The organism is Algoriphagus ratkowskyi, from assembly GCF_002150505.1.
Classification (GTDB): Bacteria; Bacteroidota; Bacteroidia; order Cytophagales; family Cyclobacteriaceae; genus Algoriphagus; species Algoriphagus ratkowskyi.
Genome location: NZ_MSSV01000011.1, coordinates 70,876 through 88,659, shown reverse-complemented (window position 1 = coordinate 88,659; position 17,784 = coordinate 70,876). Strand labels below are relative to the sequence as shown.

The following is a 17,784-nucleotide window of genomic DNA, read 5'->3' as shown; positions in this document are numbered from 1 at the left end:
AAACGATTTTGTACAACCTATTTCATGATAGAATTCCAAGGTAAATTAGCCATTTTCGAGTTTAACCACTGGCAATATCATGTTCCAGTTTCTGATGAAATTTCCGGTAAAATGATGGATTCAAACCATCGCCGTGTATTGATCTGGATAGAAAACGAAGGCCCTTTTCACATGGCTCTGATGAAAGCCAAAGACTATTGGTATATACTGATCAATCAAGAACTTCGAAATCGATTCAAACTAAATGAAAAACCATCTTTCCCAATCAAGATAGATCGAGATCACAGTAAATATGGTCACGAGATGCCCGAAGAGCTACAAGTACTTATGGATCAAGATGAGGAAGGTGCCTCCTATTTCAGAAGTCTTACTCCCGGTAGTCAACGAATGATGGTCTATACCGTCACCAAGGTTAAAAGTCCAGAAAGTCGGATGAAGAAAGCATTGGCAATTATTCATCATCTCAAGCTCGCTAAAGGAATTCTGGATTACAAACAACTCAACGAACTGATAAAATATTATAATAAGCTATAGTAAACTGTATCTGCCTATGAGTTCATGTTGTATTTTAGGCTTTATTTTATTGAACCATCCTAATGAAGAATCTACTAGAGATAAACTGTGATTTAGGCGAAGGCGTACAAAACGAAGCGTTACTTTTTCCGCTTATAGATACGGCAAGCATCGCATGTGGTGGGCATTATGGAGATGATCAAACTATAAGTAACAGTATCAATTTAGCTTTGGCTCACCAAAAAAAGGCCGGTTCACATCCCTCCTATCCAGATAAGAAAAACTTTGGCCGAAAAACCATGGCGATCACAGACAAGGATCTAAAAAAGTCCCTTTTGATTCAAATTCTGAAGTTTGAGCAGCTAGCTGAAAAAGTTGGGCTTCCCATGGAGCATATCAAATTTCATGGAGCCCTTTATAACGATGCCGCCACAATTCCAGAACTTGCCGACAGCCTCACCGATTTCATTGCAAATCATTTTCACCACATACCTATTTTTACTTCGCCCCATTCGCAGCTAGAAAAGTACGCTATTGAAAAAGGCCTGAATCTTCGAAGAGAAGTCTTTGGAGATCGACGGTACGGAAACAATTACCAACTTATACCCAGATCTGAAATAGGCTCACTTTTGATTTCAGAAACTGAAATTTCAGTACAAGTAGAAAAGTTGATTTCCAAAGGCTGTGTGCGCTCAAATTCCGGGAAACTATTACCCTTGAAAGCAGATACTGTCTGCTTCCATGGAGACAACCCTGGAATCACTTTATTCTTGCCTAGCATCCGAAGAAGGTTATGGGCTTGAAACCTACTTTAACCCAAATATCTCCGCTGATCTATGAGTTTGAATGGAATTTAAATATTTCTGACACGCTGCTTCAGCTTCAATTAAGTCTTAAAACCAAGCTTTTAGAAAACTTTCCTAACAAAATACTAGAGCTCAGAATTGGCTTCAAAACTCTTGCGCTTGTTTTTACAAAGCCTATGGAATCTGCGAAACTCATAGATTGGCTAGGCTCCCTAAATCCCGAAGAAGCAGCCGAGCCACTTCCAAACAAAATCTGGCAAATCCCTGTTTGCTACGCTCCAGAAACAGGTAGAGATCTCAAGACTTTGGCAAGTGAAAAAAACTTAAAGCAGGAAGAGGTAATATTACTTCATTCTCAAGAGCTATATCGCCTTCATTTCTATGGATTTTTGCCAGGCTTTATGTACTTGAATGGATTGCATACATCTCTTCACACACCTAGAAAAAGCGTTCCAGACCGAAGTGTTCCAGCTGGTTCTATAGCTATTGGAGCTTCACAGACCGGCATTTATCCTTCTTCCAGTCCTGGTGGCTGGCATTTGATAGGACAAACTCCACTTTCTCTATTCGATCCTAGGCAGGCCAAGCCAGTTTTTGCTTCAGCTGGGGAGCAGATAGAATTTGTCCCAATTTCCCTACGAGAGTTTGAAAATGCAAAAAGACATCCTTCACAACCCCAGTTCAAATGATTCGGGATATTGGCTATTTAAAAATCATGAAAACTGGACCAGGAACATCTGTCCAGGATCAAGGAAGAGTTGGCTTTACTAATTTTGGAGTTCCTGTTTCTGGTGGCTTAGATACTCGATCTCTTACCTGGGCAAATCACCTACTGAAAAACGAGGTCACTGACGCAGTACTAGAAATCTGTCAGCCAGGATTGACTATTCAATTCGATTCGCCTACATTGATTTGCCTAGCCGGAGCTAGAACTGCCATTAAACTAAATGGAAAACTAATCTCTAGTTTTGGCTTACTAGAGATAAATAGTAATGATGAGCTGAAAATAGGCTTGTTCTATGAAGGGTCAGTGCTCTATTTGGGGATTAAAAACGGATTTCAGTCTGAAATGATCATGAATTCCAGAAGTTGGTATGCTGGAATTACGGCAACTGACTTTGCGAAAAAAAGAGACCTAATCCCATATTTCACAAATCAAGAAATCCCCACTTTCACATCTTCCAAAGTCAAGTGGAAGTTGGATTGGTCTTCTATTCAAATCATAGATGCCTATGCTGGTCCAGAATTTAAACTATTGGACAAAAAGTCTCAAGAAGAAATTGAATCAATGCAGTTCACTATCTCTGATCTCAAAAACAGGATGGCTATCCAAGTGGTAGAATTACTTCAAAATGGTATCCCAGAAATGGCAACCGCTCCAGTTTTCCCAGGTACTGTGCAGCTAACTTCTGGTGGAAAACTGATTATGTTGACGAAAGACTGCCAAGTCACGGGCGGGTATCCTAGGATTCTACAGCTTACAGATCAAGCACTTTCTGTTTTGGCTCAAAAGAATGCTAAGGACAAAATCAGGTTTCATCTGAAAGAACTGACTTAAAACCGGAGTATCTCAAATTGAATTCACAGGAAAAAATTAGTGTCTATGCTAGGATCACAACCGCATCCTCTGCGAAACAATTGAGTACTTTGTCATTAAAAAATCTTTCATAAAAAATCTTAACTCAATATTGAGGAAAGGCATATTCCCTAGTATCTTACACTTTTACACTGAACCCTATACCACATGAATACAGCCTTAAATGACCAAATTTTGGAGCAGGGAATGCACCCTGAAACCGTAGCTCAGCAAATTCAACATTTTGAAAATGGCTTTCCTTTTCTAAACATCACAGCTCCTGCTACTCCAGGTGATGGAATCAAAGTTTTGAGTCAGGAAGAATTAAATCACTTCCTATCTACTTATCCTGAAAAAGCTTCGAAGGTGGAAGTATTGAAGTTCGTGCCAGCTAGCGGTGCAGCCTCTAGAATGTTCAAAGATTTGTTTGCTTTTCTAGAGGGTGATGGCGACATCAGCAAGTCGACTTTTGTTCAGAAATTCATGAACAATATTGAGAAATTCGCTTTTTACGAAGATTTGGATGAAGTATTGGAAAGTCAAGGAAGTAGCATTTATCAGGCTCTTGACACCAAAGATTACAAAAGTATCTTGGCTGCACTCCTTCTGGATGAAGGACTTGGCTATGGCAACTTGCCAAAGGGATTATTGAAATTTCATCGCTATAAGGATGGAAGGAGAACTCCTGCTTATGAGCATCTGATCGAAGGAGTACAATATGCGATAGGTACAGGATCTATCGTACAAATTCATTTCACTGTATCTCCTGAGCACAACGCGAAATTCAAGCAAGAAATAGAAAAAATCCTGCCTGAGATAGAAAAAGAATTTGGTGTCAATTTCGAAATCACGTATTCCCAACAGAAAAAATCTACAGATACTATCGCTGTAAATACAGATAACTCACCGTTTACCGAAGAAGATGGAAGTATATTATTCCGTCCTGCGGGTCATGGGGCTTTGCTAGAAAATCTCAATGAAGTATCTGCCGATCTGATCTTTATCAAAAACGTGGACAATGTGGTTCCTGATAGATTGAAAGAGGATACCAAAAACTATAAAATGGCGATTGGTGGATTGCTTCTGGAAGTACAGGAAAAAGTATTTGACGCATTGAGAAGTCTGGAGAAAGAAGAGAATGAGGATACCGTTGCTAAAGCGGAAGAGGTAGCGACCGCTGATTTGGGCACAAAGCTTCCAGAGAATTTTTCTACGCTTTCCTTAGAAGCAAAAGCAGCATTTCTAAAAATAAAACTTGATAGACCAATGCGGGTTTGCGGAATGGTGAAAAACACCGGAGAACCAGGTGGCGGACCATTCTGGGTAAAAGAAGATGATGGATCACAATCACTTCAAATCCTAGAAACTGCCCAGATCGATTTGAACGATCCTGCGTCCAAAGAACATTTCAATGCGGCTACCCACTTTAATCCGGTTGATTTGGTTTGTGCTACAAGAAACTTTAGAGGTGACGCATTTGATCTGTTGAAGTACAGAGACATGATGACAGGATTTATCACAGAGAAATCAAAAAGTGGTAAAGACCTCAAAGCGCTTGAATTACCAGGATTATGGAATGGAGCTATGGCTGGCTGGAACACCATCTTCGTGGAAGTTCCGCTCATCACATTTAATCCTGTTAAGACAGTGAATGATCTATTAAGAGAAGAGCATCAATAAGTATTAAAGTTTCCCGCAGATTAGTGCCGATTTAAGATGCAGATTAACGCGGATTCTTTAAAAGAGATCTGCTTTAATCTGCGTTTTTTTTTGCGATGATCTGCGGGAAAATTACTTATTACTCCTCTTTTTTCCCTTCGTACAAGTCGTATTTCAGCAAGCGGCAATCAATTGTGCCATTCCAGAATTCCATTCTTCTAGTCGCTTTTAAACCGATTTTTTTGGCTAACTCCAAATTACCTGTAAAAATGTATCCTCTATATCCGGCGCATTTTTGCTTCAAAAAATCTCCCATACGCTTGTAGGTGATTTCAAGCTCATCGTTCTCCCCAAGCCTTTCGCCATATTCTGGATTGAACATGATTACGCCACGAGGTTTTTCTGGAATTTCTGTTTCTGCAAAATCACAAACTTGGAATTCTATCATGTGATCAACTCCTGCAGTGATCGCATTCTCCTGAGCAAAAGATATTGCCTGCAATGAAATATCCGAAGCAACAATCTTGAGATCAGGCAGCTCCATGATTTTACTCTCCAGCTTTAATTTTTTCGCCAAAAAAGCTTGCTCATCGTATCCCAAAATGTGCTGAAATGAATAATGATCTCTGTATAGTCCAGGATAGCGTTTAGTGGCCATCAAAGCAGCTTCGATCGCCAAAGTACCAGAACCACACATAGGATTGATAAATGGTACACGGGTATTCCACTCGGTAGCGTAAATAGTCGTCGCTGCCAAAGCCTCCATCATGGGCGCTTTGCCGGGGATTTTACGATAGCCGTGCTTCGCAAGTGTATCCCCAGAAGTATTTATATAGACAATGCATTGAGTTTCTTTCCAATACACCTGAAAAACCAAACCATTAAAATCAGAACCGGAATCAGGTCTTCTTCCTTTAAGCTCACGAAAACGATCTACTATGGCGTCTTTAACTTTCACATTAACGATCAAGGGAGTCGTGATACTCTCATTCTCAGCCACAGAGTTTACAGAGAAATAACCATCCACATCCAAGTAATCTTCCCATGGAATAGCCTTAAATCTGCGATAAATATCGTCGGCATTTCTAAGGTAAAAAGACTTGATTTCGTAGAGAACATGAGAAGCTGTGCGCAAATGCAAGTTGAGATCCATGCATTCTTCCATGGTAGCTCTAAGTTCTATTCCAGTCCTAGAGACTGTTTCAGGCACAAAACCAAGTTCACGAACTTCTTTTTCAAGATAAGAAACCGAGCGATCCTTACAGGTAACAAAAACTTTTCCTTTGAGATTAAAATCAAGCATGCGCAAAAGTAACAAATTGAGCACGACTAAAACTCATTCAGAGTAATGATTATTACTTACGAGATTCCTCACGATGGCTTGTGGAATATGCATTAAAAACAGATTGTAAGTCATTGCGAGATACCAAGCAATTTCATTAGCACCACCAGAAAGCATTGTTTCCGAAGGATCGGGACAAACAATAACTCCTCGCAGAAAAGTTGTATAATGACTTCATCGCGTCCGACATAAGTGTTAAGCAATATCGATTAATTGAATATGCCGATTATAAATCAAAGCGATTCTACTCCGCTCTATACTCAGACGCTATTATTCGTTATTTACTTAGCGAAAAAACTCGCAATCGATTGCGTAACTTTAAAAGAATACTGCTTGGTGCAATGACACTAAATCTTGAATTTTATATTGAACAACAATACTTCAAAGACATGAAATACACCCGAAATATACTCGCGGTTTTATTCACCTCTCTAACACTAGCTAGCTGTGCTAGCGAACAAATAGCAGATGATGGCTGGACTGATTTATTTAATGGAAAGGATCTCTCAGGCTGGAAACCTGTAGCTGGAACTGCCACATTTGAAGTGGTGGATGGAACTATAGAAGGAACTGCTGTAGCTGGATCTCCAAATACATTTCTGATTACCGAAGAAATGTACGGAGATTTTATACTAGAGCTTGATCTTAAAATAAGTCATTTATCTAGTAACTCAGGAGTAATGGCTAGAGGTCAATTTGATCCAGCAGCGAGAGAAGGAAAAGGTTTAGTTTTTGGCTATCAGATCGAAGCTGACCCATCAGAAAGAGCTTGGTCTGGCGGAGTATATGACGAAGCTAGAAGAGGATGGCTTTATCCTCTTGACCTCAATCCTGCAGCAAAAACTGCTTTCAAAATGGGCGAATTCAATCACTATAGAATTGAGGCAATTGGTAATGAAATCAAAACTTGGGTGAATGGTCAACCAGTAGCTTATGTAATTGATGACTTGGATAAAACTGGCTTTATCGGACTACAAGTACATAGTATTCAGAAAGCAGAAGATGCTGGAAGAAAAACTTCTTTCAAAAATGTAAAGATCCAAACGGAAAACTTTAAGTCTAAAGCATTTAACAAGGATATTTTCGTAGTAAATAATTCATTAAACGCGCTATCTAAATACGAGCTGGATAATGGTTGGAAACTTCTCTTCAACGGTCAAAATTCTGAAGGCTGGAGAAGTGCTAAAAAAGAAACATTTCCAGAATCAGGCTGGTCTATCAAGGATGGAATTCTTACGATTGAATCTTCGGATGGACGTGAATCTGCAAATGTTGGCGACATCGTGACTAAAGAGCAATATTCAGCGTTTGACTTAGCATTTGAATTCAGACTTACTGAAGGCGCAAATTCTGGAGTAAAGTACTTTGTGACTTTGTCAGAAGGAAATGTAGGTTCTGCAATTGGCTTAGAATACCAAGTATTGGATGATGATAAGCACCCTGATGCTAAAATGGGAAAAGATGGAAACCGTACGATGTCTTCTCTCTATGATTTGATCAAAGCTGATAAAAATGCTAGATTCATTAAGCCAGTTGGAGAATGGAACAAAGGTCGTGTGGTGGTAACTCCAGACAATAAAGTAACTCATTACCTTAATGGTGTGAAAGTAGTAGAATACGAAAGAGGATCTCAAGCTTACCGTGACCTAGTAGCAATTAGCAAATATGCAAAATGGGAGAATTTTGGAGAAGCTAAGCAAGGCCATATCCTTCTTCAGGATCATGGTGATGAAGTAAGTTTTAAAAACATTAAAATCAAAGAGTTGAAATAGGTCTCAATATGTCTATCGCTAGGTCGTAGGTACATCACTGATTTAAGGCAGAGATTTAAATCCGGCTTCTTCCGCTCTCGATTATTTTATCATAGCAGAGAAAGGTAATTTAAAAGTTAAAGCTATTTATACTTCTGACATTTGACAGTTTGCGAATTATACAAAAACTCAAAATCAATTATGAAAAAGAACAACAGAAGAGACTTTATTAAAAAATCAGCCGCTGTCACAGTTGGCCTATCGGCTTTAGGTTCAGCTGCTTTTTCAGCAAAATCTTATGCAAATATTATAGGAGCAAATGAGCGAATAAATGTAGCGATAGCTGGATTGGGAAGACGATTGGGAGCATTCTATGAGCCAATCGGCTTGAAATCAAGTAATGTTAATCTCCTGTATCTCTGCGATGCGATGGAGTCTCAAATGCCAAAAGCAGCTAAGAGCTTTTCCAAATTCATTGACTATACACCAAAGCTAGAGCAGAACATCATGAAAGTGATGGATGATAAGGAGGTCGACACCATGATCATCGCTACGCCAGACCACTGGCATGCTCCAGGAACTTGGCTATCACTTGAGCGAGGCAAACACGTCTATGTAGAGAAGCCTTGCTCCCACAATCCTCATGAAGGAGAATTACTGATTGCACTTCAGAAGAAGTATAATAAAGTAGTACAGATGGGTAATCAGCAGCGATCAGCTCCTGAAAGCCGTGAAATTATTGCAGCCATTCACAACGGCGCTATAGGTAAAGCTTTCATGGCAAAGGCCTTTTACAGTAATAATCGTGGAGAAGTTCCTTTGCCAAAAGCAGCACCTGCTCCTGCAGGTTTGAACTGGGAAATGTGGCAAGGGCCAGCTCCAAGAAAAGCCTATACTCATGATACTTGGGATTACAACTGGCATTGGTATGGTTGGAATTATGGCACTGCAGAAACCGGCAATAACGCTACTCACGAATTAGATGTAGCTCGTTGGGCCCTTCAGGTGGATTATCCAAGCGAAGTTCAGGTTACCGCAGACAAGAGACATTTTGCAGATGATGGCTGGACGATGTATGACACGATGGATGCTACATTTAAATTTGAAAACGGGGCAGTGATCCAATGGGATGGCAAAAGCCGAAACAGTTATAAAACCTATGGGACAGATCGAGGAACGATCATATATGGAACCGAAGGATCTGTCTACGTTGATCGAGGTGGCTACAAACAATTCGATAGAGCTGGTAAAGAAGTTAAAAACAGCATGTCATCAAGCAACGAAGCAGGTACAGCACTTGGGGGCGGCGGAGACATGAGTACTACGCATCTCGTTAATTTCTTCAATGCTATTCGTGGTTTGGAAAAGCAGAACTCAAACATCGAAGACGGAGCGGTGAGCACCTTACTTTGCCACCTTGCAAATATCAGCTATAGAACTGGCGAAACATTGACATGTAATCCAAGCAATGGGCATATTAAAAATTCAAAAGCCGCTTCTGCTCTTTGGACTAGGGAATATGAAAAAGGCTGGGAGCCTCCTAAAGTATAATTTACGATAGCTTATTATATAAAAAGACCAGCTTGTGCTGGTCTTTTTATTTTATGACTACCATAAGATGTATATCTTATTATGACTATTATAATCCGAGTGATACCCTATTCGTTTAGATAAAAAATAAAATAAGATTATATAACTTACGTAAAAAGTTTTTGTTGATGAAACTCAAAAATTATTTTTTTCCGATAAGTCTTTTTAACCTAGTGAAATCAAATCTCAATTAGCTATATATGCTCTGCAAGAAGTAGCTCTTCACCGAATAATCAGCCTCAAAGCCAAATAAAAGCTTTTTAAACCGCTTAAATGCGCAATCGATTTCGTAGATAGGAAACAGTATTTTTCATTATAAATTCCTAATGTTATACCTTAATACATGGATTTATATTCTGAGTTAAGCTTACAGGTATAAGCTAATTATTGAAAATAATTTCATAACTCAATTTTCTTAAACAAAAACCCAAAATTATGAAGGCAAAACTTTACACTTATTTAAGTGTACTATTCTTGCTGCTACTCTCCGTGTCAAATGGATATGCGCAAGATGTACAAGTGAAAGGTACCGTTTACGACGAAACAGGTCAGCCACTACCGGGCACGACTATCCTAGTAAAAGGAACTACCAGAGGTACCACCTCAGATTTAGATGGAAAGTATTCTATCTCAACTCCTGCTAATGGAACGCTTACATTCTCTTTTATTGGTTATAACCCAATGGAAATAGTTGTAGGAAATCAAACTGTAATAGATATCAACTTGACCCCAGACATAGATGATTTGGATGAGGTTGTCGTAGTAGGTTATGGTACAGCAAAAAAGAGTCAACTAACAGGAGCAATCTCCTCCGTAGGCGCTAAAGAAATCCTAGAGCTACCTATTAAAGATGCTAGACAAGCACTTCAAGGACGTGCAGCTGGTGTCGATGTAACATCGCCAGGATCTAAGCCAGGAGCTTCCCCTCAAGTAAGGATCAGAGGTAGAAGGTCTTTTTCAGGGTCAAATGAGCCTCTTTATGTAATGGACGGGATTCCTATCTCTGGTGGAATTGACGATGTCAATCCACAAGACATTGTATCGATGGAGGTTTTGAAAGATGCTTCTGCTACAGCTATTTACGGGTCTAGAGGCTCAAATGGTGTGATTTTGATTACTACCAAAAGAGGTAACGTAGGCAAAACAGTGGTTTCTCTTGATGCATATTATGGTATTAATAAATCTCTAGGCAGAATTGATGTGTTCAACGGACCAGAGTTTGCCGAGTACAAAAGAGAATCTCGCCGTACATCAGGTGAATATCCTGATGGACCTGCTACCCCAGAAGCCGATAATAAGCTTTTTGAACCAATAGAACTAGATGGAATTGCTACAGGAAGAACCACTGATTATCCAGCAGGACTTATGCAAAACGGTTCTATTCAGAGTTATCAATTAGGAATAAGCGGCGGTAGTGACAAAACTACGTTCTATGTCTCCTCAAACTATTTTAAAGATGAAGGTGTAATTATCAATCAGGATTACTCTCGTTATACTTTCAGAGCAAACATTGATCATAAAATCACTAAAAATATTAAATTCGGTACATCCACTTTGGTGTCTTATAGTGAGCGTAATGGAGAAAACTTCAATCCATTAGGAGGTGCACTAGCAGAGAATCCACTTGGAAAGCCTTATGACGAAGATGGAAACCTCATCTTCCTACCAACTTTGGATGGATTAAGAACTAACCCATTTGCTGAAATCGTTCCAGGTGCTCAGTCAGATTTGACTAAGAACTACAGGATATTCAACAGTATTTTTGCTCAGTGGGATATTCTTCCTGGGTTGAGCTATAGATTGGTTTTCGGACCTGATTTCACTATCAGCAGAAATGGCAGATTCACAGGATCACAAACTAACTCAAGACGTGGTGGTGCTGCTACAGGTAGTGTGGATGATAGATTCTCTTTCAACTATACGCTGGAAAATATCGTGACGTATAACAAGACTTTCAAGGAAAATCACAATCTAAATATCACTGCGCTTCAATCTATCCAAGAAGACAAGTTTGAACAAAGTGCAATCTCGGTTTTAGGAATTCCTGCGGAATCTCAATTATATCACAGATTGGGTGATGCTTCTCAGATCAATGGTGCCGCTACCAACTTGGTAGAATGGTCTTTGATGTCATTTATGGGTAGAGTTAATTATGACTTCAAAAACAAATACTTGTTTACAGCTACCTTGAGAGCTGATGGTAGTTCTAGATTTGGTGCAAACAACCGATTCGCATATTTCCCTTCTGTTGCGGTTGGATGGAATATCCATTCTGAAAGTTTCATGTCTAACTCTTCTTTAATAGATCAATTGAAGTTAAGAGCTTCTTATGGCTCTATAGGAAATCAGGCGATCAGCCCTTATCAAACTCAGGCACTTTTGGGTAGAACTAGTTATGCTTTTGATAACAGCGCTGCATTTGGTTATGGTCCAGGCACGATTGGTAATCCTGATTTGAGATGGGAAACCTCCACTACTTTAAACTTAGGACTTGATTTCGCACTTTGGAAAAGCAGAGTTTTTGGTTCTCTTGAGTATTACATCACGAATACCACTGATTTGCTAGCTCCACAGCCCCTACCAAACTCTATTGGTTTTGGTGGATTTACTACCAATGTTGGAGAAACGCAGAATAGAGGTATTGAACTTACCCTTTCTACGCTAAACATTGAGAAAGGCGGCTTCACTTGGACTTCTGACATTGTTTTCACAAAAAATATCGAAGAAATCATTTCACTTCCAAATGGGGATGATATCTCAGCAGGTAGATTTATTGGTCAGCCTTTGACTATTTTCTATGATTTGAAGAAAATAGGTATCTGGCAAACTGATGAGACAGACGAAGCTAAAGCTTTCGGCAGCAAGCCTGGTGAAATTAAAATTGAAGATTTCAATGGTGATGGAGTGATCAACTCACTTGACAGACAATTCCTTGGTTCAGCAGTTCCTAATTTTGCAATAGGATTCACAAACAGATTTAGCTACAAAGGATTTGATTTATCCTTCTTCCTATACGGAAGATTTGGATACATGCTTAGATCTCAGTTCCACACAGGAAACAATACACTTGCGGGCAGATACAACAACTTGGATATTGATTATTGGACTCCAGACAATCCTACCAATGCATATCCTAGACCAAACGTAAACCAGGAAAGCGCGAAGTATGCTAGTTCTATGGAATACTTTGATGGCACATTCATCAAGGTAAGGAATATCAACTTCGGTTATAATTTCTCTCCAGAGGCAGCGAAGAAAATCGGTATGTCCAACTTGAGAGTTTACACAAGTATTCAGCAGCCATTCATTTTTGCAAACTACCGATCTGAGCACAAAGGAATTGATCCTGAAGTTTATTTGGATGGTGAGCAAGGTGTAGGTTCGGGCGCAGTCAATGCAAATGTCTCCCCTGCTGTCACTTCTTTCACATTTGGTATCAATGCTAAATTCTAATTAACTATGAAAAAATTAGCTTTAAATATAAAATACTGGGCAAAGTCAACTGCCCTAATACTCGGACTTTCCGCTGCAGTTTCCTGTGATGGATTTCTGGAAGAAGATGTTATTGCTCGAATAGGCAATGACTACTTGAATACGCCAAAAGGTTTAAATGATGGCATTAATGCCGCCTACAGTTCAATGCGCATATGGTACGGCACAGAGCTCGGCAATAACTTTACTACGTTTGGAACCGACATCTTTACGAATGGCGCCGATGGTTCTTGGAAATTCATGAATACTTATACGAATCAATTTGATTCTCAAAATGGACATGTACGTGGACTATGGGACGGGTTTTACGCTGGTATAAACACCTGTAATGCTGTAATAGATCGATCTGCCAATGTAGTGGGTGTTTCTCCTGCCGTTTTAGCTCAGCGAGTAGCTGAAGCTAAATTTATCAGAGCTCACCATTACTTCATTCTGGTTCAGTTGTTCGGTGGAGTTGATCTTCAGCTGTCAGAAACCGTGGTTCCAACTAAGGTAGTTACGAGGTCTACTGTAGCTCAAATCTATGCAGCGATCATTGCAGATTTAGAGTCTGCAATTCCAAACCTCGAAACAAAAGCTAAGTCTCCAGATTATGGTAGAGCAACGAAAGCTGCTGCAGAGCATTTGCTAGGTCGTGTATATCTGACCAAAGCCACATCTGAAGCAAGTGAGGCAACAGATTATGCTAAAGCAGAGCCATTACTTCAGAGTGTGATCAATAATTATGGATTCAAATTATTGCCAGATTTTGCAAATGTTTATGCTTTTGGTAATGAAATCAATGATGAGGTGATCTGGTCCACTCAATATACTTATGACCCTTTGAACACAGGAGGGGGTAATAATGCTCATGTTTTCTTCCTGATGGAATACGATGTACAGCCAGGAATGCAAAGAGACACAGAGAATGGACGACCATTCAAACGTTTCATGTCAACTGACTATACGCTGAACACGATCTTTGCTGAACGGACAAATGACTCTAGGTATAAAAAAACCTATGTGGACTTCTTCCGATCCAATAAGCCTGGCACGTACAATACCACCTTCGATAAATCTAAACCATCTGTCACTTTTGCAACGGGAGATACGACCATCTGGCTTCCAGGCTACAATATGTCAGCAGCAGAAAGAGCAAAGAAAAACTATCAGGTATTGACTCCTGAGCTTTACACAGAAAGATTGTTTCCATCTCTTAAGAAGCATTTGGATCCAGGAAGAGCAGATAGAACTCAATTTGCTGGTGGTAGAGATTACATTGCTATGCGTCTTGCTGACACTTATCTTTTGCTAGCTGAGTCTCAGTTTAGACAAGGAAAAATTGATTTGGCTACTGCAAATATCAATATGGTGAGAAAAAGAGCAGCTTTCCCTGGCAAGGCAGCTGCTATGGAAATCACTCCTGCTCAATTGACATTTGATTTCATCACTGAAGAAAGAGCTAGAGAGCTTATCGGTGAGCAAACGAGATGGCTAGATCTAAAAAGATGGGGAATTTTGGTGGAGCGAGTGAAAAAATACAATCCTCAAGGAGCTCCTAATATCCAAGCTTTCCATGTGTTAAGACCTATCCCTCAGAATCAGATTGATCGTGCTGAAGGAGAAGCCAGCGGATTCCCTCAGAATCCTGGGTATTAATTAAAATTCACATAACTATAATTTAAGAGCTGCATCGGAATCCGATGCAGCTCTTTTTTTTATGCCTTTACATTAACTATTATTAAAGAAATATTATACTTCCACGGCAACAAATATTATCGTAACATTCTGATTGTAAATCAGTAAGAACTATGTTCTGTAAATTAATTACTTTTTAACTAATTATTATTTGCCAGTTTGCTCTCGAAATCGATTGCGCGAATTAAACAGAAATTATTAGGGCGTACGCTCCATATTACCAAAATTGTTAATGTTAATTATTCTTAATTAAGAGAAATTGACAACTCAGTAAACTTATTAATTAACATTAACCCCCAACTTATGCGGTACAAATTTTACAAAAACCTTTGGTTTATTGTATTCCTACTATGCATGAGCGTCACAGTGGCGTTTGCACAAGAAGTACAAATTACAGGAACTGTTCTCGATGAAACAGACATGCCTCTCCCTGGGGTAACTATCCTGTTAAAAGGAACCACTACAGGGACAACTACAGATCTAGATGGAAAATACTCTATCTCCGCACCTAAATCTAGTACGCTAGTTTTTTCCTTCATAGGGTACGATCCTATAGAAATAGAAGTAGGCAACCAATCTATTATTGATCTCATAATGAATCCAAATGCTTCTGATCTTGAAGAAGTAGTCGTGATCGGATACGGTACCGCCAAAAAGCGTGATATCACTGGTGCGGTTTCTTCTGTGAATCCAAGCAAATTGGAAAATGAGAATCCAAACTCAGTTCAGGATATCCTTAGAGGTAACGCTGCTGGTCTTAATGTAGGAATCAGTACTTCTGCAAAAGGTGGTGGATCACTTCAAGTTAGAGGTCAGACTTCTCTTAATGCAGGAAACTCTCCATTGTTAGTGTTAGATGGAGCAATCTACTATGGTGAGCTAGCAGATATCAATCCAAATGATATCGAGAACTTAGAAGTTTTAAAAGATGCCAGTGCTGCTGCAGTATTTGGAGCAAAGGCTGCCAACGGAGTAATACTAATTACTACTAAAAAAGGAACTGTAGGTAAATCAACTATCAAATTCAATGCAAATGCAGGTCTAGCTACAATGGCTACTTATCCTGACGTTTATGGTCCAGACGAATTCATAGGATGGAGAGAAGATGTATTCAAAAGTATCAATGCTGGTGGATACGATCCTTATGAATTCTCTGACCCGAGAAAACTACCAAGTGATATTTCTCTAGAAGATTGGATGGCATATGATGGATCATCAGGTGACCCAGTTACTGTCTGGCTTCAAAGACTAAACATGCAGCCTGAAGAAATCAAAAATTACTTAGCTGGAAATTCTGTAGACTGGAGAGATAAGGTCTTTCAGACTGGATTCAGACAAGATTATACTGTAAGTCTTTCGGGAAGAACTGATAACATTAATTATTATTGGTCTGTAGGTTACCTAAATAATGAAGGTATCATCATCGGTGATGAGTATGAGACAATTCGTACTAGAGTAAACCTAGAAGGCAAAGTTAACAAATGGCTTACTGTAGGTATGAATGTTCAATTTGCAACGCAGGACGAAAGTACAGTACCTGTAAGTTCAGGTCTTTATAGAACCCTCTCCCCATGGGGATCTGAGTTCAACGAAGATGGTACTTACAAATGGAGACCAAATGATGAGGCTAGTGGAGGAACACATCCATTCTACGACAGAACTTATATAGACAGAACTGATAGAGACGTAAATATCAACTCTACTCTTTTTGCTGCTATTAAGCTTCCTTTTGGTTTCAATTTCAGAACCAACTTCACCCCAAGATTTGAGTATTATGAATACTTCAATCATCAATCTGCTGAGCACGCTGTTTGGGGATCCTCAGGGGGAATTGCTTCTAGAAGACAACGTAAAGAATACTACTGGCAAATTGATAATATCTTGACTTGGCAGAAAACATTTGCTGAAAAGCATGATTTCAACGCTACTTTCTTGGTGAATGCAGAAAAATTCCAATCATGGGATAACACCATGACAAACAACGGTTTTGAGCCTCATGATCGTTTGGGTTATCATAACATTGGTGGTGGAATCAACCCGATTATCTCAAGTAATGACGAATACAGCACAGGTGATGCACTAATGGGTCGTTTGATCTATTCTTACGATGGTAAATATTCTACCACTGTTTCACTAAGAAGAGATGGTTACTCCGCATTTGGTCAGAGCAATCCTAGAGCATTATTCTATTCTGCTGCAGTTGGATGGGTATTCTCTGATGAGAACTTTATCAATATTGATTGGTTAGACTTCGGTAAAATGAGATTCTCATGGGGAAGTAATGGTAACAGAGATATCGGTAGATATGTAGCACTTTCTGATTTGAATACAGGAAAATACTTCTACGAAAGACCAAGTGGTGAGCTTTACCTAGTAAACCAGCTTTATGTAAACAGAATGCAGAACAGTAACCTACAGTGGGAAAGAACAGAATCTTTCAACTTAGGTATTGATTTCTCTATACTCAAAACCAGATTAACAGGTACAATTGAGATGTACAAAATGGCTACTACAGATTTGCTAGTACAAAGAAGTTTACCGGATTTCCTAGGGTTTAACTATGTATGGGACAACTTAGGACAAGTTGACAACAAGGGTTTCGAACTTACTTTGAATTCAACCAATTTTGAAACACAGAATTTGACATGGAGAACTACGGCTAATTTCCAATTAAACCGAAATGAGATTATTAGCTTATATGGTGATTTGGACGAAAATGGTGTAGAACTAGACGATCCAAGTAATGGATGGTTCATAGGACATTCAATCGACCAGATTTGGAATTACAAAACAGATGGAATTTGGCAGTCAGATGAAGCTGAAGCTGCTGCAGAATATGGTGTGAAGCCAGGTGATTTTAAAGTCGTAGATGTAGATGGCGATGGTAAATTCACAAACGCAGATAGACAATTCCAGGGCTATACAGAACCACGCTTCCGTTGGAGTTTAAGAAATGAGTTTACACTTTTCAAAAACCTAGATGTTTCTTTCATGATGTACTCGTATTGGGGACATGAAGGTTCATTTAATCAAATGAAAAACAGAGATGGCTTCTTGGATAGAACTAGCTCTTATGTGACTCCATACTGGACAGAAGAAAATCCAAACAATGAGTGGGCAAGACTTAACTCTAGTGAGGGCAGTGCAGGTGGTTATAGCATTTACCGTAAGAAATCTTTTATACGTTTAGAAAACATCTCTATGGGATACAATTTCCCTAAGCAAATAATAGAGAAAGCTAAAATCTCAAATCTACGAGTTTACGGAAGCATCAGAAATGTAGGATTCTTTGCACCAGAGTGGGACTTCTGGGATCCAGAAAATTCCGGCCCTATCCCAAGATATTTCACACTTGGAATTGATGTCACTCTGTAAGCT

Annotated in this window: 11 protein-coding genes; 10 read left to right on the top strand and 1 reads right to left on the bottom strand. The window is 39.3% G+C overall.

The genetic code is table 11. The annotated features are described in order from the left end of the window. Positions 1-24 precede the first annotated feature (24 nt). From BVH02_RS12775 to BVH02_RS12755, 5 genes are all read left to right on the top strand, one after another. Entirely contained in the window at positions 25-534 is a 510-nt protein-coding gene (locus tag BVH02_RS12775) for a YdeI/OmpD-associated family protein (protein WP_086501839.1), read from the top strand. Between the two features lie 62 nt (positions 535-596). Further along, positions 597-1,316, top strand: coding sequence for a LamB/YcsF family protein (locus tag BVH02_RS12770; RefSeq protein ID WP_086501838.1), 720 nt, complete (start codon positions 597-599; stop codon positions 1,314-1,316). Further along, positions 1,313-2,008 (top strand): 5-oxoprolinase subunit PxpB, encoded by a 696-nt coding sequence (pxpB, locus tag BVH02_RS12765; protein WP_158093890.1) that lies wholly within the window; start codon positions 1,313-1,315, stop codon positions 2,006-2,008. Before BVH02_RS12770 ends, pxpB begins: the two co-directional genes overlap by 4 nt. A 26-nt stretch (positions 2,009-2,034) precedes the next feature. Beyond that, the gene (locus BVH02_RS12760) at positions 2,035-2,877 is read left to right on the top strand and encodes a 5-oxoprolinase subunit C family protein (RefSeq protein ID WP_158093889.1); all 843 of its coding nucleotides are present in this window, start codon (positions 2,035-2,037) and stop codon (positions 2,875-2,877) included. A gap of 186 nt (positions 2,878-3,063) precedes the next feature. Further along, positions 3,064-4,575 carry a DUF4301 family protein gene (locus BVH02_RS12755; protein ID WP_086501835.1) on the top strand — a complete coding sequence of 504 codons (1,512 nt, stop codon included), beginning with the start codon at positions 3,064-3,066 and terminating at the stop codon, positions 4,573-4,575. 118 nt (positions 4,576-4,693) lie between these two features. Here the strand turns inward: BVH02_RS12755 and BVH02_RS12750 are convergent, their stop codons facing one another. After that, the gene (locus tag BVH02_RS12750) at positions 4,694-5,857 is read right to left on the bottom strand and encodes a THUMP domain-containing class I SAM-dependent RNA methyltransferase (protein ID WP_086501834.1); all 1,164 of its coding nucleotides are present in this window, start codon (positions 5,855-5,857) and stop codon (positions 4,694-4,696) included. 428 nt (positions 5,858-6,285) lie between these two features. Here BVH02_RS12750 and BVH02_RS12745 point away from each other — a divergent pair, with 428 nt between their 5' ends. From BVH02_RS12745 to BVH02_RS12725, 5 genes are all read left to right on the top strand, one after another. Further along, a complete protein-coding gene (locus tag BVH02_RS12745) occupies positions 6,286-7,668 on the top strand; it encodes a 3-keto-disaccharide hydrolase (RefSeq protein WP_086501962.1) in 1,383 nt (460 codons plus the stop codon). A 180-nt stretch (positions 7,669-7,848) separates the two neighbouring features. After that, on the top strand, positions 7,849-9,198 hold the full coding sequence (locus BVH02_RS12740) for a Gfo/Idh/MocA family protein (RefSeq protein WP_086501833.1): 1,350 nt from the start codon (positions 7,849-7,851) through the stop codon (positions 9,196-9,198). Positions 9,199-9,672: 474 nt separating this feature from the next. After that, positions 9,673-12,690 (top strand): SusC/RagA family TonB-linked outer membrane protein, encoded by a 3,018-nt coding sequence (locus BVH02_RS12735; protein ID WP_086501832.1) that lies wholly within the window; start codon positions 9,673-9,675, stop codon positions 12,688-12,690. A 6-nt stretch (positions 12,691-12,696) separates the two neighbouring features. Further along, complete coding sequence (locus BVH02_RS12730; RefSeq protein ID WP_086501831.1) at positions 12,697-14,367, top strand: RagB/SusD family nutrient uptake outer membrane protein; 1,671 nt, start codon at positions 12,697-12,699, stop codon at positions 14,365-14,367. A 342-nt stretch (positions 14,368-14,709) separates the two neighbouring features. Continuing rightward, positions 14,710-17,781 carry a SusC/RagA family TonB-linked outer membrane protein gene (locus BVH02_RS12725; protein ID WP_086501830.1) on the top strand — a complete coding sequence of 1,024 codons (3,072 nt, stop codon included), beginning with the start codon at positions 14,710-14,712 and terminating at the stop codon, positions 17,779-17,781. Positions 17,782-17,784 lie beyond the last annotated feature (3 nt).